General features: G+C 48.1%; 29 protein-coding genes and 1 riboswitch. All 29 genes read left to right on the top strand.

What is annotated here, in order from left to right; all coding sequences use genetic code 11:
* Positions 1 to 87 precede the first annotated feature (87 nt).
* The 29 genes from C7U56_RS07615 (at position 88) to truA (ending at position 25,770) form a co-directional block, all read left to right on the top strand.
* The gene (locus C7U56_RS07615) at positions 88 to 732 is read left to right on the top strand and encodes an adenylate kinase (protein ID WP_107000792.1); all 645 of its coding nucleotides are present in this window, start codon (positions 88 to 90) and stop codon (positions 730 to 732) included.
* 3 nt (positions 733 to 735) lie between these two features.
* Complete coding sequence (map, locus tag C7U56_RS07610) at positions 736 to 1,485, top strand: type I methionyl aminopeptidase (RefSeq protein ID WP_107000791.1); 750 nt, start codon at positions 736 to 738, stop codon at positions 1,483 to 1,485.
* Between the two features lie 254 nt (positions 1,486 to 1,739).
* A complete protein-coding gene (locus C7U56_RS07605; protein ID WP_107000790.1) occupies positions 1,740 to 2,012 on the top strand; it encodes a KOW domain-containing RNA-binding protein in 273 nt (90 codons plus the stop codon).
* A gap of 1 nt (position 2,013) precedes the next feature.
* Positions 2,014 to 2,232 (top strand): translation initiation factor IF-1, encoded by a 219-nt coding sequence (gene infA / locus C7U56_RS07600; RefSeq protein WP_022360552.1) that lies wholly within the window; start codon positions 2,014 to 2,016, stop codon positions 2,230 to 2,232.
* Positions 2,233 to 2,481: 249 nt separating this feature from the next.
* Positions 2,482 to 2,595: a 50S ribosomal protein L36 gene (gene rpmJ, locus C7U56_RS07595; RefSeq protein WP_003497809.1), complete on the top strand. Its 114-nt coding sequence runs from the start codon at positions 2,482 to 2,484 to the stop codon at positions 2,593 to 2,595.
* Between the two features lie 131 nt (positions 2,596 to 2,726).
* Positions 2,727 to 3,095 carry a 30S ribosomal protein S13 gene (gene rpsM / locus C7U56_RS07590; protein ID WP_022360551.1) on the top strand — a complete coding sequence of 123 codons (369 nt, stop codon included), beginning with the start codon at positions 2,727 to 2,729 and terminating at the stop codon, positions 3,093 to 3,095.
* Positions 3,096 to 3,170: 75 nt separating this feature from the next.
* Positions 3,171 to 3,572, top strand: coding sequence for a 30S ribosomal protein S11 (gene rpsK / locus C7U56_RS07585; protein WP_022360550.1), 402 nt, complete (start codon positions 3,171 to 3,173; stop codon positions 3,570 to 3,572).
* 18 nt (positions 3,573 to 3,590) lie between these two features.
* On the top strand, positions 3,591 to 4,184 hold the full coding sequence (gene rpsD, locus C7U56_RS07580; protein ID WP_107000789.1) for a 30S ribosomal protein S4: 594 nt from the start codon (positions 3,591 to 3,593) through the stop codon (positions 4,182 to 4,184).
* Between the two features lie 126 nt (positions 4,185 to 4,310).
* Positions 4,311 to 5,273 carry a DNA-directed RNA polymerase subunit alpha gene (locus tag C7U56_RS07575; protein WP_107000788.1) on the top strand — a complete coding sequence of 321 codons (963 nt, stop codon included), beginning with the start codon at positions 4,311 to 4,313 and terminating at the stop codon, positions 5,271 to 5,273.
* 178 nt (positions 5,274 to 5,451) lie between these two features.
* The gene (locus C7U56_RS07570; protein ID WP_022360547.1) at positions 5,452 to 5,988 is read left to right on the top strand and encodes a bL17 family ribosomal protein; all 537 of its coding nucleotides are present in this window, start codon (positions 5,452 to 5,454) and stop codon (positions 5,986 to 5,988) included.
* 390 nt (positions 5,989 to 6,378) lie between these two features.
* Positions 6,379 to 7,686, top strand: a complete 1,308-nt coding sequence (gene spoIVB, locus C7U56_RS07565; RefSeq protein WP_333493351.1) for a SpoIVB peptidase — start codon at positions 6,379 to 6,381, stop codon at positions 7,684 to 7,686.
* Positions 7,687 to 7,900: 214 nt separating this feature from the next.
* A riboswitch (cyclic di-GMP riboswitch) is annotated at positions 7,901 to 7,976 on the top strand.
* A 428-nt stretch (positions 7,977 to 8,404) separates the two neighbouring features.
* Positions 8,405 to 9,211, top strand: coding sequence for a sporulation transcription factor Spo0A (spo0A, locus tag C7U56_RS07555; RefSeq protein ID WP_107000786.1), 807 nt, complete (start codon positions 8,405 to 8,407; stop codon positions 9,209 to 9,211).
* A 207-nt stretch (positions 9,212 to 9,418) separates the two neighbouring features.
* Positions 9,419 to 10,087, top strand: coding sequence for a hydrolase (locus C7U56_RS07550; protein ID WP_107000785.1), 669 nt, complete (start codon positions 9,419 to 9,421; stop codon positions 10,085 to 10,087).
* A 387-nt stretch (positions 10,088 to 10,474) separates the two neighbouring features.
* On the top strand, positions 10,475 to 11,920 hold the full coding sequence (gene glgA, locus C7U56_RS07545; protein WP_022358456.1) for a glycogen synthase GlgA: 1,446 nt from the start codon (positions 10,475 to 10,477) through the stop codon (positions 11,918 to 11,920).
* A 78-nt stretch (positions 11,921 to 11,998) separates the two neighbouring features.
* Positions 11,999 to 12,460: a divergent PAP2 family protein gene (locus C7U56_RS07540; RefSeq protein ID WP_022358457.1), complete on the top strand. Its 462-nt coding sequence runs from the start codon at positions 11,999 to 12,001 to the stop codon at positions 12,458 to 12,460.
* Positions 12,461 to 12,559: 99 nt separating this feature from the next.
* Complete coding sequence (locus C7U56_RS07535) at positions 12,560 to 13,216, top strand: Maf family protein (protein WP_107000784.1); 657 nt, start codon at positions 12,560 to 12,562, stop codon at positions 13,214 to 13,216.
* Positions 13,217 to 13,609: 393 nt separating this feature from the next.
* The gene (locus C7U56_RS07530; protein WP_107000783.1) at positions 13,610 to 14,605 is read left to right on the top strand and encodes a peptidylprolyl isomerase; all 996 of its coding nucleotides are present in this window, start codon (positions 13,610 to 13,612) and stop codon (positions 14,603 to 14,605) included.
* Positions 14,606 to 14,754: 149 nt separating this feature from the next.
* Positions 14,755 to 15,615: an energy-coupling factor transporter ATPase gene (locus C7U56_RS07525; protein ID WP_107001012.1), complete on the top strand. Its 861-nt coding sequence runs from the start codon at positions 14,755 to 14,757 to the stop codon at positions 15,613 to 15,615.
* A 2-nt stretch (positions 15,616 to 15,617) separates the two neighbouring features.
* Positions 15,618 to 16,481, top strand: a complete 864-nt coding sequence (locus C7U56_RS07520; RefSeq protein WP_107000782.1) for an energy-coupling factor transporter ATPase — start codon at positions 15,618 to 15,620, stop codon at positions 16,479 to 16,481.
* Complete coding sequence (locus tag C7U56_RS07515) at positions 16,478 to 17,278, top strand: energy-coupling factor transporter transmembrane component T family protein (RefSeq protein WP_107000781.1); 801 nt, start codon at positions 16,478 to 16,480, stop codon at positions 17,276 to 17,278. The genes C7U56_RS07520 and C7U56_RS07515 overlap by 4 nt, the downstream gene beginning before the upstream one ends.
* A gap of 150 nt (positions 17,279 to 17,428) precedes the next feature.
* On the top strand, positions 17,429 to 18,331 hold the full coding sequence (locus C7U56_RS07510) for a LysR family transcriptional regulator (protein WP_107000780.1): 903 nt from the start codon (positions 17,429 to 17,431) through the stop codon (positions 18,329 to 18,331).
* A gap of 170 nt (positions 18,332 to 18,501) precedes the next feature.
* Positions 18,502 to 20,127, top strand: coding sequence for a nickel ABC transporter substrate-binding protein (gene nikA / locus C7U56_RS07505; protein ID WP_107000779.1), 1,626 nt, complete (start codon positions 18,502 to 18,504; stop codon positions 20,125 to 20,127).
* An 11-nt stretch (positions 20,128 to 20,138) separates the two neighbouring features.
* A complete protein-coding gene (locus tag C7U56_RS16215) occupies positions 20,139 to 20,366 on the top strand; it encodes an ABC transporter permease family protein (protein WP_338108857.1) in 228 nt (75 codons plus the stop codon).
* A 64-nt stretch (positions 20,367 to 20,430) separates the two neighbouring features.
* Entirely contained in the window at positions 20,431 to 21,084 is a 654-nt protein-coding gene (locus C7U56_RS07500) for an ABC transporter permease subunit (protein ID WP_333493349.1), read from the top strand.
* Positions 21,084 to 21,908, top strand: coding sequence for a nickel/cobalt ABC transporter permease (gene opp1C / locus C7U56_RS07495; RefSeq protein WP_107000778.1), 825 nt, complete (start codon positions 21,084 to 21,086; stop codon positions 21,906 to 21,908). The genes C7U56_RS07500 and opp1C overlap by 1 nt, the downstream gene beginning before the upstream one ends.
* Positions 21,905 to 22,759: an ABC transporter ATP-binding protein gene (locus tag C7U56_RS07490; RefSeq protein ID WP_107000777.1), complete on the top strand. Its 855-nt coding sequence runs from the start codon at positions 21,905 to 21,907 to the stop codon at positions 22,757 to 22,759. The genes opp1C and C7U56_RS07490 overlap by 4 nt, the downstream gene beginning before the upstream one ends.
* Positions 22,747 to 23,529: an ABC transporter ATP-binding protein gene (locus C7U56_RS07485; RefSeq protein WP_107000776.1), complete on the top strand. Its 783-nt coding sequence runs from the start codon at positions 22,747 to 22,749 to the stop codon at positions 23,527 to 23,529. Before C7U56_RS07490 ends, C7U56_RS07485 begins: the two co-directional genes overlap by 13 nt.
* A 50-nt stretch (positions 23,530 to 23,579) precedes the next feature.
* Complete coding sequence (locus tag C7U56_RS07480; protein ID WP_107000775.1) at positions 23,580 to 24,581, top strand: M14 family metallopeptidase; 1,002 nt, start codon at positions 23,580 to 23,582, stop codon at positions 24,579 to 24,581.
* Positions 24,582 to 24,738: 157 nt separating this feature from the next.
* The gene (gene truA, locus C7U56_RS07475) at positions 24,739 to 25,770 is read left to right on the top strand and encodes a tRNA pseudouridine(38-40) synthase TruA (RefSeq protein ID WP_107000774.1); all 1,032 of its coding nucleotides are present in this window, start codon (positions 24,739 to 24,741) and stop codon (positions 25,768 to 25,770) included.
* The last annotated feature ends 1 nt before the right edge of the window (position 25,771 follow it).

The following is a 25,771-nucleotide window of genomic DNA, read 5'->3' as shown; positions in this document are numbered from 1 at the left end:
GGAGCTCTCTTTCTTAACGGCTGGAGGTGGCCGGAGACAGCTCCTGCCTGGAGGCGATTCTGTTGTATATAGGGAGATTGTACCATTATGAAGATTGTTATGTTAGGAGCACCGGGAGCCGGTAAAGGAACACAGGCTGATAAAATTGCAGAGAAATATAACATTCCGCACATTTCAACCGGAGATATTTTCCGCTCTAATATCAAAGCGGGTACAGAGCTGGGCAAAAAAGCAAAATCGTTCATCGATCAGGGATTGCTGGTGCCGGATGAAGTAACGATCGGCATGCTTCTTGATCGTATTCACGAAGCAGATTGCGAGAATGGCTATATCCTGGACGGATTTCCAAGAACGATTCCGCAGGCAGAGAGCCTGACAGCAGCACTGAAAGAAAACGGAGAGGCAATTGATTTCGCTCTCGATGTAGAAGTGCCGGATGCGAATATTGTAAATCGTATGGCAGGCCGTCGTGCATGCTTAAAGTGCGGCGCTACGTATCATACAGAGTTTGCAGCACCGAAAAAAGAAGGAATCTGCGATAAATGTGGTTCTGAACTGGTTCTTCGCGACGATGATAAGCCGGAGACCGTACAGAAACGTCTGGAAGTATATCATGAGCAGACACATCCTCTGATTGATTACTATAAGAAAAAAGGTGTTCTGCATGCGATAGACGGTACACTGTCTATGGAAACCGTGTTTAAAAACATTGTTGACATTTTGGGAGCATAAAAGATGGCAGTGACGATAAAATCTCCCAGGGAGATAGAACTCATGCGTGAGGCTGGCAGAATCCTTGCCAAAACTCACGAGGAACTGGCGAAGAACCTTCGTCCGGGAATGTCCACCTGGGACATTGATCATATGGGAGAGGAAATCATCCGAAGCTACGGCTGCATTCCCTCATTCAAAAATTACAATGGCTATCCTGCCTCCATCTGTGTCTCTGTCAATGATGAGGTTGTCCATGGAATTCCTCATAAGGAACATTTCCTTGATGAGGGTGATATTGTCAGTCTGGATGCAGGTGTTATCTATAAAGGATATCACTCGGATGCAGCCCGGACTTATGGCATCGGTCAGATCGACGATGATGCGAAAAAACTGATTGAAGTTACCAGACAGAGCTTTTTTGAGGGGATTAAATTTGCCAAAGCTGGCAATCATCTCAATGACATCTCTGTAGCCATTCAGAAATATGCTGAAAGCTTCGGCTTTGGTGTTGTCAGAGATCTGGTAGGCCATGGAATCGGTTCTCATCTGCATGAGGATCCGGAGATTCCGAATTTTGCAAGAAAAAGAAAAGGAATTCTCTTACAGCCCGGCATGACGCTCGCGATCGAGCCGATGATCACCGAGGGCAGCTACGAAGTAGTCTGGCTCGATGATGACTGGACCGTCATGACGGAAGACGGCGGCTGGGCTGCCCATTATGAAAATACGATTCTAATTACAGAAAATGAGCCTGAGATTCTGTCTTTATAGATAGAAAATAGGAAAGAACCTTTTGTGAAAATTGAAGCGTTGATTTGGCTGGTTCCAGCTGGCTGCCACTGGTTGTTTCTCCAAACTGGTTGCACTTTGTGAAATGGACAAAAATCGTTTGTTTCAGACAAACCTGCATGTTTTTTGGATGTTTCAGGCAGAGTGGGAGAAATGGCAGCGTATCTGCTGGAGCTGCGTCAATCAGCAGCGATGTTTTTTAGAAAGTGTCTGTCTAAGTAGAAACGGAGATCAGAATGACGGAATATGGAATGGCCTGTCTGGTCCGCTCGCTGGCGGGGCATGACAAAGGCAATTATTATATCATAGTCAGAGAAGATGCACACTATGTGTATCTGGCAGACGGACGCACCAAAACTGCCGCCAAGCCGAAACGCAAGAAGAGAAAGCACGTGCAGTTCTCCCACAAGTGGGATGAGGCGCTGGCAGCCCAGTTTGCGGACGGCGCGGCAGTCCAGGATGAAGCGATCCGCTATTTCATTCAGAAATCATTGCAGGGAGGTATATAGAATGTCGAAAGCAGATGTAATTGAGATTGAGGGCGTAGTAGCAGAGAAGCTGCCGAACGCTATGTTTAAGGTAGAACTGGAAAACGGACACATCGTACTTGCTACGATCAGCGGAAAACTCCGTATGAACTACATCCGTATTCTGCCGGGCGATAAGGTTACAATGGAAATGTCGCCATACGATCTCTCTAAGGGAAGAATCATTTGGAGAGATAAATAAAGACCAATCCATTTTTCTCAATAAAAATATTGAGAGAAGTGTAAATTTCGCTTGCATTATAGGATTTTAAATGTTATAATGCTTTAGCGAACTTTGTTGAAGCATCAGGTAAGATCCGCCCTTTTGTCCTCTCACGGCAGAGGGATGGAACGAGTCTGTTGTACCTGTAAGTCCGACACAGGACTGCAATAGGTTATAAAAAATTGTATGTCCGAGATTGGACGGACTATTACGGAAAGGAGAATTGCTGTGAAGGTTAGATCATCGGTTAAACCAATTTGCGAAAAGTGCAAGATCATCAAGAGAAAAGGCAGTATCAGAGTAATCTGTGAGAATCCGAAGCACAAACAAAGACAGGGCTAATTTGATTTAGCATCTATTTTTTCGCGCGGCTTTCTATTATGAACCACTCGGATGAGTTGTTCAGTAGTTTAAGCAAATTTATACATTATCAACGAAGAAGTAAGAAAAACTAATGGAGGTGTACTACACACATGGCTCGTATTTCAGGTGTCGATTTACCAAGAGAGAAACGCGTAGAGATCGGCTTGACTTACATCTACGGTATCGGTAGAGCAAGTGCAGCCCGTATCCTGGCCGAAGCTGAAGTTAATCCTGACACTCGTGTTAAGGACTTAACTGACGATGAAGTTAAGAAGCTTGCGGCAATCATCGCTGACAGTCAGGTGGTTGAGGGTGATCTGAGAAGAGAGATCGCTATGAACATCAAGAGACTGCAGGAGATTGGATGCTACAGAGGCATCCGTCATAGAAAGAGCCTTCCGGTTCGTGGTCAGAAGACAAAGACCAACGCTAGAACTCGTAAGGGTCCGAGAAAGACAGTAGCAAACAAGAAGAAATAATTAAGTAACAAGGAAACTGAATCAGGTTAGGTTTAGCAACAGGATTCAATATTTGAGAAAGTAGGTTAGTTTAAAATGGCTAAAAAAGTGTCCACTGGCAAGAAAGTGACAAAAAAGCGTGTAAAGAAAAACGTTGAACGCGGACAGGCGCACATCCAGTCATCTTTTAATAACACAATCGTTACTTTAACAGATGCACAGGGTAATGCCTTATCATGGGCAAGTGCAGGCGGTCTGGGATTTAGAGGTTCAAGGAAATCTACTCCATATGCAGCTCAGATGGCTGCAGAAACTGCAACGAAGGCAGCTCTTATCCATGGCTTAAAGTCTGTAGACGTTATGGTAAAAGGTCCGGGATCCGGTCGTGAAGCAGCAATCCGTGCTCTTCAGGCATGTGGTCTGGAAGTAACAAGCATTAAGGACGTAACTCCGGTTCCGCATAACGGATGCCGTCCGCCGAAACGTAGAAGAGTCTAATTAGGAGGTGCAAGTAAAGTGGCAGTAGATAGAGTTCCTGTACTTAAAAGATGTAGATCTCTTGACCTTGATCCGGTTTATTTAGGAATCGACAAGAAATCAACGAGAAAATTAACGAGAGCCAACAGAAAGATGAGCGAGTATGCACTCCAGCTGAGAGAGAAGCAGAAAGCAAAATTCATCTACGGTGTGTTAGAGAAACCGTTTAGAAATTACTATGCAAAAGCATCCAGAATGAACGGTCAGGTCGGTGCTAACCTGATGATCCTTCTGGAGTGCAGACTGGATAATGTATTATTCAGAATGGGCTTTGGCCGTACAAGAAAAGAGACACGTCAGATCGTAGATCACAAGCACGTTCTCGTAAACGGCAAGAGCGTAAACATCCCGTCCTACTTAGTTAAGGCTGGCGATGTAATCGAGATCAAAGAGAAGTATAAATCTTCACAGAGATATAAAGATATCGCTGAGGTAACCGGCGGAAGAATGGTACCGGCATGGCTGGAAGTTGACGCTGAGAACCTGAAAGGTACTGTTAAAGAGTTACCGAGCAGAGACGAAATTGACGTTCCTGTAAACGAAGTGCTTATCGTCGAGCTGTACTCCAAATAATAAGAAGTATTACTATTATGTTAGTCCAGAATCTCCCATGTATCTGCTTTGGCAGCTGCTTGGGAGATTCCGAGACTACAAGAGTATGGCAGACCCTCAAAAATGTTCCCAAAAGGAGGGGCTATCGTGTTCGATTTTGAAAAACCAAAAATTGAAATTGCTGAGATTTCCGAAGACAAAAGATATGGCAAATTTGTGGTTGAACCGCTGGAAAGAGGCTATGGTACCACATTAGGCAATTCTTTAAGAAGAATTATGCTTTCCTCTTTGCCTGGTGCAGCAGTAAGTCAAGTGAAAATCGACGGCGTTTTGCATGAGTTCAGTTCTATCCCTGGTGTAAAAGAGGATGTAACTGAAATTATCATGAACATCAAGAGTCTGGCGATCAAAAACAGCAGCGAGACGAATGAGCCGAAGACGGCTTATATCGAGTTCGAGGGCGAAGGCGTCATCACAGCAGCTGACATTCACGCTGATTCTGACATTGAGATTTTGAATCCGGACCAGGTCATCGCTACATTAAGCGGCGGCGCGGACAGCAAATTCTACATGGAGCTGACGATCACGAAGGGCCGCGGCTACATCAGCGCAGATAAGAACAAGAGTGAAGATCTTCCGATCGGAGTTCTGGCTGTTGATTCTATCTACACACCGGTGGAGCGTGTCAATATGACCGTTGAGAACACCCGTGTGGGTCAGGTGACAGATTATGATAAGCTGACATTAGATGTATACACAAATGGAACGCTGGCACCAGACGAAGCTGTCAGCCTGGCAGCAAAGGTTCTGAGCGAGCATCTGAACCTCTTCATTGACCTTTCCGAGAATGCCAAGACCGCAGAGGTTATGGTAGAGAAGGAAGACAACGAGAAAGAGAAAGTGCTTGAGATGAACATCGACGAGCTGGAGTTATCCGTTCGTTCTTACAACTGTTTAAAGAGAGCCGGAATCAATACAGTGGAGGAGCTGTGCAACCGCACACCGGAAGATATGATGAAAGTCAGAAATCTGGGCCGCAAATCCCTGGAAGAGGTTCTTGCAAAACTGAAAGAATTAGGCTTGCAGCTCAACCCGAGCGAAGAGGCTTAAGATACCGCGTGGGTGGACGTGCTTTGCAGTGCGTCCCTTTCATGCAGATACGGGGACGGGTAAGTCCGAATGGCACAGGTCCCTGCATAACCATCAAACAATTATATTTTATATAGCAGACATTCAGTAAGTCCAAAGGGCATGAGTGTCGGCTTCCGCAAATGGAGGAGAAAGAATCATGGCAGGATATAGAAAACTTGGAAGAACTTCCAGTCAGAGAAAAGCAATGCTGCGCAGCCTGGTAACCGCACTGTTATTCAACGGCAAGATCGTTACCACTGAGGCAAGAGCAAAAGAAGTGAAGAAGATCGCTGAGGGTCTGATCGCTCTGGCAGTAAAAGAGAAAGATAACTTCGAGACCGTTAAAGTTACCGCTAAGGTAGCTCGCAAAGACGAGAACGGCAAGAGAGTAAAAGAAGTTGTTGACGGCAAGAAAGTTACCGTTTACGACGAAGTAGAGAAAGAGATCAAGAAAGATAAAGCTTCCAGACTTCACGCTAGAAGACAGATGCTGAAGGTTCTCTACGATGTAACAGACGTTCCGACTGCAAGAGCAGGCAAGAAGAAAAACACTAAGAAGGTAGATATGCCGGCTAAGCTGTTTGATGAGCTTGCACCGAAGTACGCTAACCGCAATGGTGGTTACAGCCGTATCGTTAAGATCGGTCAGCGTAAGGGCGACGGCGCTATGGAAGTTCTGTTAGAGCTGGTATAATTTAGATAGATTCGTTTGTTTAAGTTGTATCAAATCTTCGTTCTTTTACGCAAGTTTTGAATCATAAGATGATTTTATACCCCCGGTTTGGGAGACAGAGAAATCTGTCTTCTGAACCGGGTTTTTTGACGTTAGAATGGAATTTTTCAGGTTTTCCATTTACCTTGAGAAAAAGTCAGGGTTTTAATAACACTTGAATGAAAAAAATAGAAAGAATGGCGCAAAAATAGCAGACTGAATTTTACGGTTTTCCGCATACTAGGATTAAACGATTTTATCGAACAAGTTCTTGGATTCAAACAGAGTGTACATCTGCATTTCGTTGAGATTCGCCGCAGTGCGGAATCTACGGAACGGGGGAGGTACATAAGAGTAGAAGGAGGAAAAACCGTGCGAAAAAACTCTGGTATGTGGAAAACAATAAGTCGGAAGGAAAAACTTCGCCGTGTTCTGCTGATAATCTTTGGTGCGGGGGTCATTGCGCTTGCCGGTGTGTCTTATCAATATGTGAAGAACGCGGTTCCCGACCGCATCAATGTGGTGGTGGATCGGCAGGAGCAAGTTCGCTTTGGGCTGCCGTTTCGGGCATTGCTGGAAAGTGAGAGCGAGGAGGTGGTTCTAAACGGCAGCTCTAAAATTCCGTCCGACCAGATCCATCTGCAGCTCAACCAGCCCTTTTCCATCTATTCTGAACAGGAGGGAACGTACCGTTTAAGTCTCAAACTCTTTGGAATATGGAAATTAAAGGATATCGAGGTAGATGTGTCGGACGTCCAGTATGCGGTTCCCTGTGGGCTGCCGGTGGGTATTTACATGAAATCCGATGGACTGATGGTGATTGGAACCGGAAGGGTGACGGCACAGACGGGGGAAGTGATGGATCCGGCGGACGGAATCCTGCGTTCTGGAGACTATATCGAGGCAATCAACGGGACGCCGGCGACGGACAAGAAAGATATGATACGGGCAGTCAAGGAAGCGGGAAATATGGCTCTGACACTTTCAGTGCGCCGCGAGGGAGAGACGATGGATGTACAGATGACGCCGGTACAGACGCAGGAGGGAGACTATAAGCTGGGGCTGTGGATCCGCGACGATACGCAGGGCATCGGTACGATGACCTATGTATGTGCTAACGGCGCGTTTGGAGCGCTGGGACACGGTATCAGCGATGGCGACACGGGACTTCTGGTGCAGACCTCCGGCGGCGAACTATACGATACGGAGATTCTGGGCGTGGAGAAGGGTAGTTTCGGAAAGCCGGGCGTGATGTCGGGCGTTATTTACTATGGAAATCAGTCGCGGCTGGGAAGTGTGGAGGCTAATACGGATCAGGGCATTTTCGGGACGGCAAATCCGCGCTTTTTAAGCCGGGTAAAGAACCCTGCAATTCCGATCGGTTACCGTCAGGACGTCAAAAAAGGCCGTGCCTGCATCCGCAGCAGCGTGTCCGGGGAATTGAAAGACTACGAGATTGAGATTCAGAAAATAGACCACTCCTCCAACCGCCACAACAAGGACATGGTCATTCGCGTAACCGATCCGGAACTTCTGTCCCTGACCGGCGGGATCGTCCAGGGCATGAGCGGCAGCCCCATCATCCAGAACGGAAAACTCATCGGAGCAGTCACGCACGTTTTTATTCAGGATTCGACGCGAGGGTATGGGATTCTGGTGGAGAATATGCTGGGACATTGAATCTGGATGCAAAGTAACTGTTTACAAGTGGGAATTTTCTGGACTGAAAATTCCATATGATACAGTTCTGGCAGCAGATTTTGCCGATTTTGAATACGCAGCATCGGCAAAATCCTGTTGCTGGGCACACGTGTGTGAACAGTAACATGCAAAGTACAAAGTTTTTGCTCTCTTTATTGACAGGATATAAAAAAAGCGTATATAATAGAGCAAATTACATATTTGGCAAAACAGTTGAAAAGCTGCGACGCAAAGCTATAGGGCCTGTAAAATGGCAGCCAGTTGCATTAACACGATAACAGAGTATGTTATAGTTGTATGGCTATGGCGTAACTCTGTTTTTTTATAGGAATTTATCGAAACTTGATCTGCAAAGATGGAATTTTCATGTTCAGAAACCGGTCGTGGAGGCTTTTTAATTGCGTGTATTTTGTGTGTCTTTCGACCGGAATCGGTAAAACGTGGTGATAAGGGATCGTTAGATAGGCGTATGGCGGCTGGGCGGTAGAAGGTTTATAGCGGAATCTTAACAGATACGGTTAGCTACAATACATGCTTATATATAGTTTGCATCTTGTGTAATTTATTTTGCATCAAAAGAATTGATAGACAAAATGAGCGTTGAGTGTCGAACTGCGCGATCAAAACGAGTTGAAACTTGTTAAAAAAAGAATTTATAATTATTTTAATCATCACAGGTGCCGAGGAGGAGAATATTATGGCAGAAATGAAGATTGCGATCGCAGAGGATAATCGTCAGGCATTGGATATGCTTGGAAATATACTGGAAAGTGATAAGGAGATTCAGGTGGTCGGAAAAGCGGAAAACGGAACCGATGCCTATAATATGATCGTAAAGACAAAGCCGGATATTGTATTTCTGGACGTAGTGATGCCGGGAATGGATGGAATTTCGGTTATGGAGCGCATCAAGACAAATCAAGACTGTTCAGCTGACACTTCCTTTGTTATGATTACAGCTGCGAGCAGCGAGAATCTGACAGCGGATGCTTTTCGGATGGGCGCCTGTTATTACATAGTAAAGCCATTTTCGAAGGAGGCGGTTTTAGACAAGGTACATCGCCTGAAGAATTACAGGAACCGCGCTTCGACCCTGGCGGGCAGCCGGAAGGTGGAGCCGTATATGGTGTCGGCGGAATATGAAAGACAGAATCTGGAGAGCGATGTGACGCAGATTCTGCATGAGATTGGGATTCCGGCTCATATTAAGGGATATCAGTACCTGCGGGATGCGATTATTTTGTCAGTCAGTGATAAAGAAATGCTCGGTTCTGTGACGAAAATCCTGTACCCGACCATCGCCAAGAAGCGCCAGACCACTTCAAGCCGTGTCGAGCGGGCAATCCGCCACGCGATTGAGGTCGCATGGAGCCGCGGCAAGATGGACACGATCAACGATCTATTTGGATATACCGTCAGCACAGGGAAAGGAAAGCCGACCAATTCGGAATTTATCGCATTGATTGTTGATAAGATTTGCCTGGATTATAAGCGGGATGTATAAAATCGTGCGGTGCTTTTTGGAGCCGAAAGTGCTGTAAGCCTTTTTAACACGATTGTAACACATTTATGAAAGTGACTGATTGCATGGGTAAATGTGTGTATGATAAGATAAAGGGGAAATAAAAGATGCAGGACTGAAAAACTGCCCCTGTATAAAACAGCTGGACAGAGAGGTCAGGAAAGCAGCTAAAAGAACGGAGAATTGCCTATGAAAAAAAAAGTACCGGCGTACAATGGAACCCTGCGGGATCACACGATTATGTGTCCGTATTGTATCAGTGAATGTTCAGGAATCCGCATCTTTGGAAAGCGTATCAAATCGATCGCCTTCTCAACGGATGTGGCAATCATCAAAAATATCAACGCGGATGCGATCATCGCAGTTTATCCGTTTACTCCGCAGGCAGCTATCTCACAGTCGATCATCAGCATCTCGGATGTGCCGGTGTTTGTCGGGGTCGGCGGCGGTCTGACCGGAGGAAAGCGTTCCGTCCGTCTGGCGCTTCAGGCAGAACATCAGGGAGCTTACGGTGTAGTGGTCAACGCGCCGATCGCGGATGAGGTCATCACGGAGATCAAGCAGGTGGTCGATATTCCGGTCATTGCTACGATTGCTTCGGTTCACACGGATGTCCGCCGCAAACTGAAGGCGGGAGCCGATATTTTAAATGTATCAGGCGCTGCCGCCACCGCATCGATGGTAGCCGAGATCCGGAAGGAGTATCCGGACGTTGCCATTATCGCGACCGGAGGACCGACTAACGAATCGATTTTGGAGACGATCGAGGCAGGAGCCAATGCGATCACGTACACGCCGCCGTCCAACGGCGAGCTGTTTGCGCGGACGATGAAGAAATACAGGGAGATCAATCCCTGATTATACAAAAGGCGGGATCGAAGAGAAAACATAATTTTCTTTTCGGCTCCGCCTTTTATTTTTGTTTCATAGGAAATTGCGTCCTATGAAACAAAAAAACGCTCCGCGAGGATGCGCACTCGCGCGAAGCAGAAACATGTCGCAAGCGACCGCGCTCGGCGCGAGAATGTGCCAAGGCACATTCTTTTTCATGCGGTAAAATTTATAATTCATCCGGTACTATGCAAAATATCCAATTCAGAAAATACAGTCTGCAAATCGGAACTATTTGTCATATATTTCCCGATTTTTTTCTCTGTCGCCTACTTTCTAATTCCCTGATTCTATTGTATAATAATTTTAATAGGGTGCCAGATCGCGAGCGGGCACGGTTGGGAGGTAGTAGCTATGAAGAATATTCTGTTTATTGCATCGGAGGCGGTTCCATTTATCAAAACAGGAGGTTTGGCAGACGTTGTCGGATCCCTTCCAAAATGTTTTGATAAGCAGTATTTTGATGTGCGTGTCATGATCCCGAAGTATCTGTGCATCAAAGAGTCATTCCGCAATGAAATGAAGTATGTGAACCATTTTTATATGGATTATCTGGGACAGAACCGGTATGTGGGCATCCTGGAATATGAATATGAGGGCGTGACCTTCTATTTTATTGATAATGAGAGTTATTTCTGGGGGGATCGCCCGTATGGGGACTGGTATTACGATCTGGAGAAGTTTTCTTTCTTCTGCAAGGCGGCTCTCTCATCCCTGCCGGTGATCGGCTTCAAGCCGGATGTCATCCACTGCCACGACTGGCAGACGGGACTTATCCCGGTGCATCTCAAGGACAAATTCCACGGCGGCGAGTTCTTCCGGGATATCAAGTCCGTCATGACGATCCACAACCTGAAGTTCCAGGGGGTGTGGGATGTGAAGACAATCCAGCATTTCTCTGAGCTGCCGGACTACTATTTTACACCGGATAAGCTGGAAGCTTACAAAGACGGCAATATGTTAAAAGGCGGCATCGTATACGCGGATGCGATCACGACGGTCAGCAACACCTACGCGGAGGAGATTAAGACTCCGTTCTACGGCGAGGGACTGGACGGTCTGATGCGTGCGAGAAGCAACAGTCTGCGCGGTATCTTAAATGGTATTGATTACGATGAATTTAATCCGGAGACAGATAAACGGATCGTACAAAATTATAACGCAAAGACATTCCGCAAGGAGAAATCCAAGAATAAAAAGGCGCTGCAGGCGGAGCTGGGACTGGCGCAGGACGAGAAAAAGTTCATGATCGGTATCGTCTCCCGTCTGACCGACCAGAAGGGACTTGACCTGGTACAGTGTGTGATGGATGAGATCTGTACGGAAGATGTACAGCTGGTTGTGCTGGGAACCGGAGATGAACGGTATGAAAATATGTTCCGCCACTATGACTGGAAGTACAATGATCGTGTTTCCGCTAATATTTATTATTCGGAAGATATGTCGCATAAGGTATATGCAGCCTGTGACGCATTCCTGATGCCGTCGCTGTTTGAACCATGTGGGCTGAGCCAGCTCATGGCGCTTCGCTACGGAACCGTGCCGATCGTTCGTGAGACGGGTGGTCTCAAGGATACTGTATGGCCATACAATGAATACGATGGAACCGGAACAGGATTTTCCTTTGCTAACTACAATGCACATGAGATGCTCGACTGCATCCGCTATGCAAAATACATCTATTATAATAAGAAGCGCGAGTGGAATAAGATTGTAGACCGCGGCATGGCGGCGGATTTTTCCTGGCAGACATCGGCTGGAAAATATCAGGAATTGTATGACTGGCTGATAGGATATTAATGACGGACCGAGTGATTTAGAGACAGCGGCATATGTGTGGAAGAAAACAGAGGAATTAAGATAGTACAGGAGAGAAACATGACTTTTTTTCAGGAATTGACATCAAACCAGACGCTGATGACCGGCGTGACCGGGTGGGTGGTCGCCCAGGTGCTCAAGACGATTCTGGACATCGGGCTGAACCATTCGTTCAACCCGGAGCGTCTGGTTGGCTCCGGCGGTATGCCGAGTTCCCACTCATCCACTGTATGTTCGCTGGCAACGGCGGCGGCGCTGCGGTACGGAGTGGGAAGCTTTGAATTTTCCATCAGCTTTATTCTGGCGATGGTTGTTATGTATGACGCGATCGGTGTCCGGCAGGAGACAGGAAAGCAGGCAAGAGTTCTGAACCGCCTTCTTTTCGATGATTTCCTCAAGCTGGACGGCGTGGTATTACAGGAAAAATTAAAGGAATACGTGGGGCATACGCCGATACAGGTAGCAGCAGGCGCGATTTTAGGCATTTTGATTGCATTTATTCTCGATCCGATGTTCATATAACGAACATCGGATCTTTTCATTTTGGCTGATAGATGGTATAAATATAGGGATAACGTGTATCTAAGCGTTAAATGAAACTGAGGAAATGAGAACAGAACAATGGAACAGAGAAGAGACATAGAAAATATCAAACCAGCCTGCCGGTTAATTCTGGCGAGTGCGTCTCCGCGCCGCAGGGAGCTTTTGGAGCGGATTGGGCTGAAACCGGAGATTCATCCGAGCACTTTGGAGGAAAATCCGCTCTGTACGGAACCGGCGCAGGTTGTGATGGAACTGGCGGGACAGAAGGCGCGCGATGTGATGGCGCAGGTGCGTGAGGAGGCGCGGACGACGGGAATCCTATTTTCCGGGATTATCATTGGTTCCGATACCGTTGTCAGTGTGGATGACGAGATTTTAGGAAAACCGGCGGATCGGGATGAGGCGCTTGAGATGATCGGACGGATCCAGGGGCGCAGCCACCGTGTATACACGGGCGTGGCGATCCTGACTGAGGATCGGGAGAGCTGCTTTGCGGTTGAGACGCGGGTGGATGTATATCCGATGAGCGATGCGGAGATCGAGGCGTATGTAGACTGCGGCGAGTCGATGGACAAGGCGGGTGCATACGGCATTCAGGGAAGTTTTGCCGCGCATATCCGCGGAATCGATGGTTCTTACACGAATGTGATGGGGCTGCCGGTCGGAAGGCTCTATCAGGAATTGAAGCGGATCTGCCCGGAGAAGATAGAAGATCTGCTCAAGCATACGGCCTGAGGTGGATGGCTGATGGAAAGAAAGTTACTGTTCACGGGTAGGCACTTTTGGAACCGAAAGTGCCGTAAGAAAACGTGGTGGCAGACCGTGAACCAGAGTGGAAGGATTGACAGAACGCAGCGCTGCTGGTCATATGTGTGAACAGTATTCAAGTCGAACGTCCGTGAGACTTGGCGCGTGATTCTGGTCAGCGTAAGCTGACATATTCTTTACAGAATCACTGCGCATCCTCGTGGAGCGTTTATCTCAGTCGGAGACCCAACTCCCACTGAGACAAATTTGCTATTACTCACCACCTGAAGAGGTGGGAGTCTTCTCGACTGAGATAAATCAGCCGCTCAGAGAGAATATGTGACAGGAATTGCTAAAATATGCAGGAGAAAGGGAGTATCCATGCAGAAACAGAAAAGGAAGACAAACCATATCCACCGGGCGGCGTGTGCCCTGCTTGCGGGGCTGGCGCTCAGCCTGGGGCTTTTGACTGGATGCGGCTCGGACGGCAGCACGATCGTGGTGGGAAAGAAGAATGAAAAGGGTTATTCCCGCGCGGAAGTGATGGTGATTGCCATGACGGAGAAAAAACGCTATGAGGAGGTCTGTACGGATCAGATCTGGGGCGTTTCAGTTGGAGAAAAGGGCGATGATTTTGAAACGTATCTAAAAAAACAGATCCGTTCGTTTATGGATGAGCTGAAAATCATGAACCTGCTGGCAGCCGATCGGGGGATTTCCCTGACTTCAGAGGAGCGGGCGGCGATGGACCGGGCAGCAGCCGAGTATTTTGGGCGTCTGCCGCAGTCGGCGATTGACTCGATGGGCGTGACAGAGGCGGATGTCCAGCATATCTATGAGGATTATGGTCTGGCGGAGAAGCTGGCGGGACAGCTCACGGACAATGTGGCGCTGGAGGTCAGCGACAGTGAGGCAAAGGTGATCCATGTCAGTCAGATAAAGACATCGGATGAGAGCGAGGCAGACGCCTTCCAGCGGGCGGCATCGCAGGAAGATGCCGATTTCCAGTCCTGTGCCGAGGAGGCGGGGCTGACGGTGAGTGACCGGGTGCTGGGGCGCGGTGATGAGTCGGATGCCTATGAGAAAGAGGCATTTTCCCTTGCCGAGGGCGCAGTCAGCCAGGTGATCCATGCGGACGACGCGTACTATGTGCTCAAATGTACGGACGATTATGACGAGGACGAGACGGCGGCGCGCAAGGAGCGCATCTACGAGGAGCGGAAAAAACGCGCCTTTCAGGAGATCTACGACCGGTTCAGCAATACGATCTCCGTTTCTTACAGCAGCGGGCTCTGGGACAGTCTGGATCTGACCTCGGAGTTCGAGAAAAATGACGCGGATTTCTTTGAGATTTACGCGGAATATGCGATCAAATAGGTAGTCTGTACCTGGGGCGGGTGGATAAAAAGTAAACTTATTTTTAAAAAAGGATAACAATTCGGAACAACCGCTTGACTACCGGGGAAAATTCTTCTACAATGAACGGTAATGTCCGGTCAGGCGGACATACTGTGGAGGAAAAATACATGAATATCATAAAAGCGGTCAATCTTGTATTTGATTATATAAGACGCGATGAAGAGGGGCAGGTAGAGGAAGTAAAGCGCGCCCTGGATCATGTGAATCTGGAGATTGAGAAAGGCAGCTTTGTGGCAATCCTGGGACACAATGGTTCCGGCAAGTCCACATTTGCCAAGCAGATCAATGGCATTTTGAGCCCGACTGACGGTACGCTTTTTGTATCGGAGATGGATACGAGGGACGAGGCGCATCTGTGGGATATCCGCAAAAATGCGGGCATGGTCTTTCAGAACCCGGATAACCAGATCATAGGAAATATAGTGGAAGAGGACGTCGGATTCGGTCCGGAAAATATCGGAGTTCCGACCGAGGAGATCTGGAAGCGAGTGGATGAGAGCTTAAAGGCAGTCGGGATGACGATGTACCGCAAGCAGTCCCCGAACCATCTGTCCGGCGGACAGAAGCAGCGTGTGGCGATCGCGGGCGTCATGGCGATGAAACCAGAATGTATCGTGCTCGATGAGCCGACGGCGATGCTCGATCCGAACGGACGCAAGGAGGTTATCCGCACCGTCCATGAGTTAAACCGGGTGGAAGGAATCACGATGGTGCTGATCACCCATTATATGGAAGAGGTGGTCGATGCAGACCGCGTGATCGTCATGGATGACGGTCATATCGTGATGGACGGCACGCCGAAGGAGATTTTCTCCCGCGTGGAGGAACTAAAACAATACCGGATGGATGTGCCGCAGGTGACGGAGCTTGCGTGGGAGCTTAAGAAAAAGGGAATTCCGCTTCCAGATGGAATCCTTCGCAAATCGGAGCTTCTGGACGCACTGGTACCGCTTTTGAAAGAGGAATAGAGATGGCAATACAGGTAGAAGATTTGTGCTACACCTACGGCGAGGGCACGGCGTTAGAGCGCCAGGCATTAAAGCACGTGAGTTTTGAGATTCAGGACGGCGAATTTGTCGGTCTGATTGGTCACACTGGATCGGGAAAATCAACCCTGATCCAGCATTTAAACGGTCTGATCAAGCCGACCAGCGGCGACATTAAGTATCAGGGTGTCAGCATTTACAGCCAGGGTTATAAATTAAAGGATCTGCGGAGTAAAGTGGGGCTGGTGTTCCAGTATCCGGAGTACCAGCTCTTTGAGGCAGATATTTTTACAGACGTCTGTTTCGGACCGAAAAATCTGGGGCTTCCGCAGGAAGAGGTGGAAAAACGTGCCCGCCATGCCTTAAAGCTGGTCGGCATGGATGAAAAATTTTATAAGCAGTCCCCGTTTGAACTTTCCGGCGGACAGAAACGCCGCGTCGCGATCGCGGGTGTACTGGCGATGCGTCCGGAGATGATGATCCTCGACGAGCCGACGGCGGGACTCGATCCGCAGGGGCGCGATGAGATTTTAGGTCAGATCGAGCGCCTGAACCGGGAGCACGGGCTGACGATTTTGGTGGTTTCCCACAGCATGGAGGACATGGCGCGCTACGTGGACCGCATCATGGTCATGAACGACGGCGTGAAGATGTTTGACGATACGCCGAAGGAGGTATTCCGCCATTACAAGGAGTTAGAGGCGATCGGTCTTGCCGCGCCGCAGATCACTTATGTGGTGCAGGGACTTCGGGAGCGCGGGATTCCGATCGACGACACGATCACGACGGTAGAAGAGGCGCGGGAGGCGATTCTGGCGCTGTATAACAAGCGGAGGGAGAAACAATGATACGGGATATCACAATCGGACAGTATTATCCGGTCGAATCAGTGGTTCACCGGCTGGATCCGCGTACCAAGCTGTTTGGAACGCTGATCTACATTATTTCATTATTTTTCGCGGACAACCTGCTCTGCTATGCAGTGGCAACCGTATTTCTGGCGATGGCGGTCCGCACCTCACGCGTACCATTTAAATTTATCGTGCGAGGACTCAAGGCGATCGTGTTCCTGTTACTTATCAGTATCAGCTTTAACCTGTTTCTGACGAGCGGACGGGTTATTTTCCAGATTGGATTTTTAAAAGTGACGCATGAGGGCTTGCGGCTGGCAGTTTTCATGGGTCTGCGCCTGATGTATCTGGTGATTGGTTCCTCTGTCATGACGCTGACGACGACCCCGAACCAGCTTACGGACGGCTTGGAGCGGAGTCTGGGATGCTTGAACCGTCTCCATGTGCCGGTGCATGAGATCTCGATGATGATGTCCATCGCGCTGCGCTTTATCCCGATTCTGATTGAGGAGACGGATAAGATCATGAAGGCACAGATGGCGAGAGGCGCTGATTTTGAATCTGGCAATCTCGTACAGCGGGCAAAGAGCATGATCCCGATTCTGGTACCACTTTTCGTATCGGCGTTCCGCCGCGCGACGGATCTGGCGATGGCGATGGAGGCGCGCTGCTACCGGGGCGGAAGTGGGCGCACGAAGATGAAGCCGCTGCATTATGAGAGGAGAGACCGGATTACCTACTTGATTCTTCTGGCTTATCTGGGAATTGTGATTGTACTGCGGATCGTTTTTTAGCGAAAAAGGGGTTACTGTCCGCGGGTGGGCACTTTTGGAACCGAAAGAGAGGTGCATAGGCTGTGCAAGCTGTGTGCCTCTTGATTTTTGTATTTTGGTTAGTTACAGCTAACATAAGGTGGAATGGAGAACAACAGAAGGAGGACTTCAATGGAATTAAAACAGCTTGAATATTTTATGGTTGCCTGTGAAAAAGGTAGTTTTAATCAGGCAGCAGAATGCCTATACACATCCCAACCGAATGTCAGCAAGGTGATCGGGATGCTGGAACAGGAGCTGGGGCGTGCGTTATTTGAGCGGACAAGCAGAGGGCTCAGGGTTACCCCATATGGAGAAACGGTCCGGGAGTATGCACACAATATTTTAAATCATGTGAGTCTTATTAACTCGCTGGCAGAAGATACGCAGGAACGGAAATTTACCGTTTCTACCTACCCGAGCAACATGATTGCGAGGCTTCTGACAGATTTTTATAAGAAATATGGCTGCGAGTGCCAGATTTCCCACCGGGAAGGCAGTGTGGAGGAGATTAGTGATCAGGTATCCCAGGGAATTTCGGAGTTGGGGATTGTGTATGTAGCACAGAAACAGGTTCCGGCATTCCGGCATATTTTGTCCCACAAAAAATTGTCTTTTCAGGAACTGGATGTCAAACCTGCCTGTGTTTATGTGGGACCAAATCATCCGCGTTATGAGGATGAGAGTATCGATTTTACCGAGCTTCCGCAGTTAAAATTCGTCAGCGGAATCCGGGATTTTTTCTCAATGGAGCATCATTTAAACCATGTGAGCCTGGGAGCGATCAGCACGGATATGCTGAATACGGTTGTACATACCAATAGCGATCATATGACAATGAATCTCCTGATGCAGAGCGATATCTGCAGCCTGGGAATTGATTTTTTATATGAGGATTATAAACAATATCCAATCCGTAATCTGAAGATCCGGAATAGTGAACCATTTCTGGTAATCGGATATATTTACCAGAATGAAGAAAAGCTGAGTGCGGAGGCAGCGTGGTTTTTAGAACATTTCAAAAAAATGCTTTAATTGTTTAGATATAACAAATCGTTATAGCAATCCCCCTGTAAAACGATAGTGGTTAGTTGTGCGTAACTATGTTATCCTTTTATCTGCCGGTAAAAACGAATTGTTTTAACAAAGTAGATAAAAGAGATGCAGGCTTTCAAACCTGCGTCAGGCATAACAGGAGGACATATATGAAAAAAAGTAAAAGACTCATAGCGGCAGCTGGTGTTCTTTCCGTGGCTGTCTTGGCTGGATGTGGCGGAAACGCTTCAAACAGTACAGAAGGGACAAAATCAGAGCAGAGTGCATCGGCAGAGAGCACGAAGGATGAACTGGTATTTGTTAATTATCGGGATATCCGTGATCTGAATCCACATCTGTATGCAGGTGAAATGTATGCACAGGAAATGCTCTACGAGACCTTAGTCAATATTACAGAAAATGGGTATGAGGGCTGCCTGGCAGAGAGCTGGGATATCAGTGAAGATGGAAAGACCTACACGTTCCACATCCGTGATGGAGTGAAATTTTCGGACGGAGAGGTGTGTGACGCCAACGCGATCAAGGCAAACTTTGATGCAATCATTGAAAACAAAGATCGTCACACCTGGCTGGAAATGATGAATCTTCTGGTTGGGGTTTCGGCTCCGGATGATAAAACCTTTGTGATCGAACTGTCGGAGCCGTACTATCCTCTGCTGACAGAGTTGGGAGTTACCCGTCCGTTTGCAATGATTTCTCCGAAGGCGATGAAGGACGGAAGCACAAAGGATGGCGTAAACGAATACATTGGAACAGGTCCATATGTCCTGACCGATTTTGTGACAGATGAGTATGCAGTATTTGAAGCAAACGAAAACTATTGGGGGGAGCAGCCGTCCATCAAAAAGATTACGGTAAAAGTAATACCGGATAATCAGACGCGTATCATGGCACTGGAAAAAGGGGAAATTGATCTGATTTTCGGTAAAAATATGATTGATGCGGATGCAATTAACCAGTATACGGGAAATGACAATTTTACGGTTGCGTTATCGGATCCGACCTCGACCCGGCAGATTGTACTGAATACAACCCGTGATATTCTGGATGAGAAGGAAGTGCGTAAGGCACTTCAGCATGCGACAAACAAAGCAGCGATTTCAGAAGGTATTTTTTATGGTCTGGAACAGCCGGCGGATACACTGTTTGCATCTACCGTTCCTTACTGCGATATCAATCTGACCCCATATGAGTATGATGTGGAAGAAGCAACGAAGATGCTGGAGGAAGCAGGCTGGACGTTGGCTGGAGACGGCGTACGTGAAAAAGACGGCCAGAAAATGGAACTGGAGCTGCTTTATAACAGCGATAGTGTGACGGAAAAAGCGATTGCGGAGTACCTCCAGAGCGAATACCAGAAGCTGGGTGTCTCCCTGAACATTCATGGAGAGGAAGAACAGTCTTACCGTGATAGTATGAAGGCTGGAAACTTTGACATGGTATTTAATATCTGCTGGGGAACTCCGTATGACCCGCAGTCCTCCCTGGCGGCGATGCGCGCTCCGGTTTATGGAGATTTTGCGGCACAGCAGGGACTGGAAGATAAGGCAGATATCGATGATGCGATTACAGAGATCCTGATTTCCACGGATGAAGAGCAGCGTCAGGAGCTGTATACATTTGTGCTGACCCGTCTGCATGAGGATGCGGTCTATATTCCGCTTACTTATGAGTGCAATAAGGCAATCTACCGTTCGGATCTGCAGGGCTTTCATTTTACACAGACTCAGTATGAGGTTCCGTTCGCTGATTTCTATTTTGGAGAGAAGAAATAAAGGAAAAATAAATGAAACAATATATCATAAAACGAATCCTGTCGGCAATTCCGCTTCTTATTATCATTTCGTTTGTGTGTTTTGTGTTTATTAACCTGATACCATCCGATCCGGCGGAGGTGGCACTGCGCGTCCGCCAGGTACCGGTTATTACAGAAGAAGCGGTGGCACAGGTAAGGGCGGAACTTGGATTGGACAAACCATATCTGATACGATATATTTCCTGGCTGGCTGGCTGACTGTCTGAGGGGAGATTTTGGAATCAGTTATGTCAATCCGAGCCGTACAGTTGCGGGCGAACTGATGCGCTGTCTTCCGGCGACTCTGCAGCTTGCGGGTGTATCGTTTGTGATGGTTCTGGTACTGAGCATTCCGATTGGAGTGCTCTGTGCCGTTTATAAGGATGGTGTGTTTGACCGCATCATGCGGGCGATTGTTTTTATGACAACGGCGATGCCTGCATACTGGGTAGGGCTTCTTCTGATCTGGCTGGTTTCGATCAAGCTGGATCTGCTTCCAACGAGCGGAAGCGGGAGCTTTAAACACCTGATTCTGCCATCGTTTACGGTATCATTGAGTTATATATCGACTTATATCCGCCTAATCCGCAATAATATGTTGGAAAACATGAAACAGGATTATGTTCTCTATGCCAATGTGAGAGGCATTCCAAACCGGCAGATTCTTCTTAAACACATTTTGAAAAATTCGATGCATACTTGTATTGTAGCGATCGGAATGAGCATACCGCAGCTGATTTCAGGAACGATCGTCGTTGAGAATGTATTTGCCTGGCCGGGGCTTGGGACACTCTGTATCAGCTCGATTTTTAACCGGGATTATCCGGTGATTCAGACGTATGTGCTATTGATCGGAGTACTATTTGTCGGATTTAATTTATTATTTGATATTCTTCAGACAATTTCAGATCCGCGTCTTAGAAAGGAGAGTCATTGATGGTAGGACGATTGATTCGAAACCGGGCGGCCGTTGGAACGATTGGTCTGGTGCTTATCGTGGCGCTCATAGGGATCTTTGCACCGTTTATCGCACCGAATGATCCGTATGCAACGGATATTTTAAATAAATTTGCCGGATTCAGCCAGCAGTATCCACTTGGTACCGATAATCTGGGACGGTGTATTTTGTCGAGAATGATTTATGGAATCCGTCCGACGCTGGGGCTGGCAGTCCTGACCATGCTTGGAACGATTGGCCTGGGAGCGTTGATGGGACTTTTGGCAGGTTATTTCCGCGGGATCGTGGAAGAGGTGATCATGCGAACCGTCGATGTAATGCTTTCATTTCCGAGCCAGATCATGGTGTTTGCAGTGGTAGCCCTGTTGGGAATCAGCGTGCAGAATGTAATTCTGGCCAATGTGTTTATTAAATGGGCCTGGTATGCGCGGATGATCCGGACAGGTGTTATGCAGTATCGTGACCGGAACTTTGTGCGCTTTTCACGATGTATAGGAACACCAGAATCTTTTATATTATTTCGCCATCTTGTACCGTCAATTGCGGCAGATCTGGCAGTTTTATCCTCTCTGGATGTCGGATGGGCGATTATCAATATTTCAACCCTCTCATTTCTGGGACTGGGTGTACAGGCACCGACACCGGAATGGGGAGCGATGCTGAGCGAGGCGAAGAATGTCCTCACCAGCAATCCGGTACAGATGCTGGTTCCGGGAATTGCGGTGGTAATTCTGGTAGCAGCGTTTAACCTGATGGGAGATGCCCTGCGGGATGTGCTGGATCCGAAGGAGGTGCAGAAATGAGCCTGAATCATGAGCGGGTGCAGCCGATTCTGCGGGTGGATGGACTGAATGTAGAACTGAAAATCAGAAATAAACAGAAAAAATTGGTCGAGAATGTAAGCTTTGAGGTAGAGCCGGGGCAGTGCCTGGGTATTCTGGGAGAATCCGGAAGCGGAAAAAGCATGACGGTAAAAGCAATTCTGGGACTTCTGGACCGCCAGTTCCGGATAGAAGGACAGGCATGGTTTGAGGGAAAGGATCTATGCCGGGCAGGACGGGATGAACTGCGGCGGCTGCGTGGGCAGAAGATAGGCATGGTTCTCCAGAATCCGATGACCTGCTTTGATCCACTTTACCGGATTGGAAGCCAGATGGCCGAGACCTTTGCAGCCCATACAGATTGGGATCGGGCAAAGATCCGGGAGATTTCCCTGGAAGTATTGGAAAAAATGAGAATTCATAATCCGGAGGAAGTGCTGGGGCAGTATCCACACCAGCTTTCCGGAGGAATGCTTCAGAGAATCATGATTGGGCTGGCACTGGCGATGAAGCCGGCACTTCTGGTGGCAGATGAACCGACAACGGCAATCGATGCCATCACCCAGGCTGAAATTTTGAAGGAATTTCAGCGGATCAAGGAAGAAAGTCATACGGCGATGATATTTATCTCCCATGATTTGGGGGCGGTTTCGAAGATTGCGGACGAGATCGTCGTGATGAATGGAGGAAAACTGGTCGAACAGGGCGATTTTGAACATATCTTAAGGCATGCAAAGGATCCGTATACACGGATGCTTGCAGAGACACGGCGCTCGGTCATGGAGCGCTACCGGCTTTGCCTGGATAATCAGGAGGAATTATGCTTGAATTAAAAGATATATGTGTCAGCTTCCGGAGTGAGCGTCAGGATAAATTGTTTGGAACCTCCAGGGACCAGGTGCTGTTTGACGTATCTTTGCAGGTGGAAAAGGGAAGCTGCCTGGGGATCTTAGGAGAAACCGGAAGCGGAAAATCGACGGTTGGACGTGTCCTTTGCGGACTTTTAAAACCGGATTCCGGGCAGGTGCTTCTGGATGGGGAGGAGATTTATCGAAACCGTCAGGGGAGAAAGAATCTGCAGAAGAAAATCAGTATTGTTTTTCAGGATTATACAACCTCGGCGAACCCGCGTTTCCGTATACGGGATATTCTGGCGGAGGGACAGCGGGCAGCAGCACGTAAAAAGGGAATCCGGAAGCTTTCAAGAGAGAAAATAAAAAAAGGTGCCGGAGAGCTGATGGAGATGGTGGGACTAAGTGCAGATTTTCTGGATCGATATCCCCATGAATTGTCCGGCGGTCAGCTCCAGCGAGTCTGCATTGCCCGGGCGGTAGCCTGCGAACCGGAGATAATTCTGTTCGATGAGGCGATTTCATCTTTGGATGCACATACGCAGGTGCAGGTTATGGAGCTGCTTATAGATTTAAAGGAGAAACTGAATCTGACGTATGTATTTATTACGCATGATTTGACGTCGGTTACCTATCTGTGCGATGAGGTGCTGTTTTTATACCGCGGACATATCACAGAATGCCGTCCGGTCCGGGAGCTGGGAAAGACAACGGATGAATATGCGCGCAGGCTGCTGCAGGCGATCGTTTAGATGGAATTGAGTAAAAGGAGCAGAAAAGTTCTCAGAACAGGAAATAGAACATGAAAATATATGAAACGAAGGTGGAGGCAGGCACGAAGCAGTGGCTGAAAATTCCGGTGGATGAGGAATGCAGCCTGAAAGCGGCGGCTTTCTGTGGTTCAAGACCGGGAAAACGGTTGATTGTTACAGCGGGGGTACATGGCTGTGAGTACATAGGAATTCTGGCAGTTTCCCGTCTGATTCAGGAACTGGATCCGAGGCAGATGAAGGGAGAGGTTGTATTTCTTCCGATTGCTAATGAAGGTGGATTTTATAAGGAAATCAAGCAGCTGGTACCGGAGGATGGTGTCAATTTAAATCGGGCATTTCCGGGAACGGAAATGGGAAGCCGGTCAGCGAAGATAGCAGCAGCTGTGGAAACGTATCTGTATCCAGATGCGGACTTCCTCGTGGATCTCCATAGTGGAGATATTCACGAGATGGTAGTTCCGTTTGCCTTTTTTCCGGTGGCAGCAGGCGAGACGGTAGAAAAAAAGGCGGCTGCAGCGGCAAGAGCGATGTCTTTGTCGTGGAGAGTGGCATCAACGGCGAAAAATGGTCTGTACAGCTGGGCAGCACAGAAAGGAATCCCGGCTCTTCTACTAGAACGGGGCGGACTGGGGCGTTGGACAGAAAGGGAAGTGGATGCATATCGGATAAATCTGTATGAACTGTTGGTTCACCTGGATATTTTGCCAGAAAGTATTCTGGAATCAGTCAAAGGAATGAATTTAAAAGATTCAGAAAGATCCCCGGAATCAGAGGTGCTTCCGTCCGGGAAAATAGAGCAAAAGGAGATTCGGACCATGCGCTATCTGGAGGCACCGGGAAATGGATTCTGGTATCCGGCTATCCGGGAAGGAAGCTGCCTGAAAAAAGGAGATTTACTGGGAGAAATCCGGCGGCTTGACGGCAGCCTGATGTATCGTTATGAATCAGAGCTTGACGGTATGGTCTTTTACTATACCTTGTCACTGGGGGTAAGTGAGGGAGAACCGCTGGTAGCATATGGCGAATGCTAAGAAAAAAGCATCTTTGGATGAAAGGATCCAAAGGTGCTTTTTGCATAGGAAAAGACGGTCAATGAAAAAATATCTGTCAAAGAAAGGGGATTATATGGTATGATAAATAGCAGAAAATAGATTTTTGAGGATAAATAACAGAAATAGAGGAATATATATGAGACGAATTAAGCTAGTGGTTTCCTATGACGGAACTGCCTACTGCGGGTGGCAGCTCCAACCCAACGGAGTGACCATTGAGGAGGTGCTGAATCAGGCACTTTCTTCTCTTTTAAAAGAGGATATCCAGGTCATCGGGGCCAGCCGGACGGATTCCGGAGTCCACGCCATGGGAAATGTGGCAGTTTTTGATACAGAAAGCCGGATTCCAGGGGATAAGATCTGTTTTGCATTGAACCAGCGTCTGCCGGACGATGTGCGGATCCAGGCATCGGAGGAGGTGCCCCTTACCTTCCATCCACGCAAGGCAAACTGCGTGAAAACCTATGAATACAAGATTTTAAACCGCAAGATCGATATGCCGCTGCAGCGCTTATACAGCTATTTCTGCTATTTCAATCTGGATTTAGAGAAAATGCAGAAAGCGGCATCCTATCTCATCGGCGAGCACGATTTTAAGAGCTTTTGTACGGTGCGGACCCAGGCGGAGGAGACGGTGCGGACCATCTACAGCTTAGATATCACCAAGGTAAATGACCTTATTACCATCCGGATCAGCGGCAGCGGCTTTCTCTACAACATGGTCCGCATCATCGCCGGGACGCTGGTTAAGATCGGCATGGGCGTTTACCCGCCGGAGAAGATGGAGGAGATTCTGGAGGAGAAAAACCGAGCGGCAGCAGGTCCTACGATCCCAGCACGCGGGCTGACGCTCGTAAGCCTGGAGTATGAAAAAGAGCTGGCACCGTACCTGGAGGGCGAAAATAAGCACTGGCACTATGTGCTCGATCAGAGAAATGTCCCGGAGAAAGGGCTTGCATACCTCACGATCGAGCGCTGTGAGCCGGAAGAGCTTGACGGCGTGCTGCGCCGCGTGATCCATCAGGCATACCGAAACGGCGCGAAACGGGTGTTTGTGCGGGATACGTTTGGAGAAGAGGGGAGCATCTGCGGATATTACCGGCTGAGACGGCAGCCGGAGACGGAAGAAGGCTGGCTGGAAGCCGTCTACGAGGGTGAACATCGGTGAG

This window comes from Clostridium fessum, assembly GCF_003024715.1.
GTDB lineage: Bacteria > Bacillota > Clostridia > Lachnospirales > Lachnospiraceae > Otoolea > Otoolea fessa.
The sequence above is the reverse complement of the archived record's forward strand: the minus strand, read 5'-3'. Positions and strand labels throughout refer to the sequence as shown.

Excerpts from the sequence above, each read along its gene's own strand:
- C7U56_RS07615 (WP_107000792.1), top strand. The coding sequence starts at position 88 with ATGAAGATTGTTATGTTAGGAGCACCGGGAGCCGGTAAAGGAACACAG.
- map (WP_107000791.1), top strand. The coding sequence starts at position 736 with ATGGCAGTGACGATAAAATCTCCCAGGGAGATAGAACTCATGCGTGAG.
- C7U56_RS07605 (WP_107000790.1), top strand. The coding sequence starts at position 1,740 with ATGACGGAATATGGAATGGCCTGTCTGGTCCGCTCGCTGGCGGGGCAT.
- infA (WP_022360552.1), top strand. The coding sequence starts at position 2,014 with ATGTCGAAAGCAGATGTAATTGAGATTGAGGGCGTAGTAGCAGAGAAG.
- rpsM (WP_022360551.1), top strand. The coding sequence starts at position 2,727 with ATGGCTCGTATTTCAGGTGTCGATTTACCAAGAGAGAAACGCGTAGAG.
- rpsK (WP_022360550.1), top strand. The coding sequence starts at position 3,171 with ATGGCTAAAAAAGTGTCCACTGGCAAGAAAGTGACAAAAAAGCGTGTA.
- C7U56_RS07570 (WP_022360547.1), top strand. The coding sequence starts at position 5,452 with ATGGCAGGATATAGAAAACTTGGAAGAACTTCCAGTCAGAGAAAAGCA.
- spo0A (WP_107000786.1), top strand. The coding sequence starts at position 8,405 with ATGGCAGAAATGAAGATTGCGATCGCAGAGGATAATCGTCAGGCATTG.
- C7U56_RS07550 (WP_107000785.1), top strand. The coding sequence starts at position 9,419 with ATGAAAAAAAAAGTACCGGCGTACAATGGAACCCTGCGGGATCACACG.
- glgA (WP_022358456.1), top strand. The coding sequence starts at position 10,475 with ATGAAGAATATTCTGTTTATTGCATCGGAGGCGGTTCCATTTATCAAA.
- C7U56_RS07540 (WP_022358457.1), top strand. The coding sequence starts at position 11,999 with ATGACTTTTTTTCAGGAATTGACATCAAACCAGACGCTGATGACCGGC.
- C7U56_RS07535 (WP_107000784.1), top strand. The coding sequence starts at position 12,560 with ATGGAACAGAGAAGAGACATAGAAAATATCAAACCAGCCTGCCGGTTA.
- C7U56_RS07530 (WP_107000783.1), top strand. The coding sequence starts at position 13,610 with ATGCAGAAACAGAAAAGGAAGACAAACCATATCCACCGGGCGGCGTGT.
- C7U56_RS07525 (WP_107001012.1), top strand. The coding sequence starts at position 14,755 with ATGAATATCATAAAAGCGGTCAATCTTGTATTTGATTATATAAGACGC.
- C7U56_RS07520 (WP_107000782.1), top strand. The coding sequence starts at position 15,618 with ATGGCAATACAGGTAGAAGATTTGTGCTACACCTACGGCGAGGGCACG.
- C7U56_RS07515 (WP_107000781.1), top strand. The coding sequence starts at position 16,478 with ATGATACGGGATATCACAATCGGACAGTATTATCCGGTCGAATCAGTG.
- C7U56_RS07510 (WP_107000780.1), top strand. The coding sequence starts at position 17,429 with ATGGAATTAAAACAGCTTGAATATTTTATGGTTGCCTGTGAAAAAGGT.
- nikA (WP_107000779.1), top strand. The coding sequence starts at position 18,502 with ATGAAAAAAAGTAAAAGACTCATAGCGGCAGCTGGTGTTCTTTCCGTG.
- C7U56_RS16215 (WP_338108857.1), top strand. The coding sequence starts at position 20,139 with ATGAAACAATATATCATAAAACGAATCCTGTCGGCAATTCCGCTTCTT.
- C7U56_RS07500 (WP_333493349.1), top strand. The coding sequence starts at position 20,431 with ATGCGCTGTCTTCCGGCGACTCTGCAGCTTGCGGGTGTATCGTTTGTG.
- opp1C (WP_107000778.1), top strand. The coding sequence starts at position 21,084 with ATGGTAGGACGATTGATTCGAAACCGGGCGGCCGTTGGAACGATTGGT.
- C7U56_RS07490 (WP_107000777.1), top strand. The coding sequence starts at position 21,905 with ATGAGCCTGAATCATGAGCGGGTGCAGCCGATTCTGCGGGTGGATGGA.
- C7U56_RS07485 (WP_107000776.1), top strand. The coding sequence starts at position 22,747 with ATGCTTGAATTAAAAGATATATGTGTCAGCTTCCGGAGTGAGCGTCAG.
- C7U56_RS07480 (WP_107000775.1), top strand. The coding sequence starts at position 23,580 with ATGAAAATATATGAAACGAAGGTGGAGGCAGGCACGAAGCAGTGGCTG.
- truA (WP_107000774.1), top strand. The coding sequence starts at position 24,739 with ATGAGACGAATTAAGCTAGTGGTTTCCTATGACGGAACTGCCTACTGC.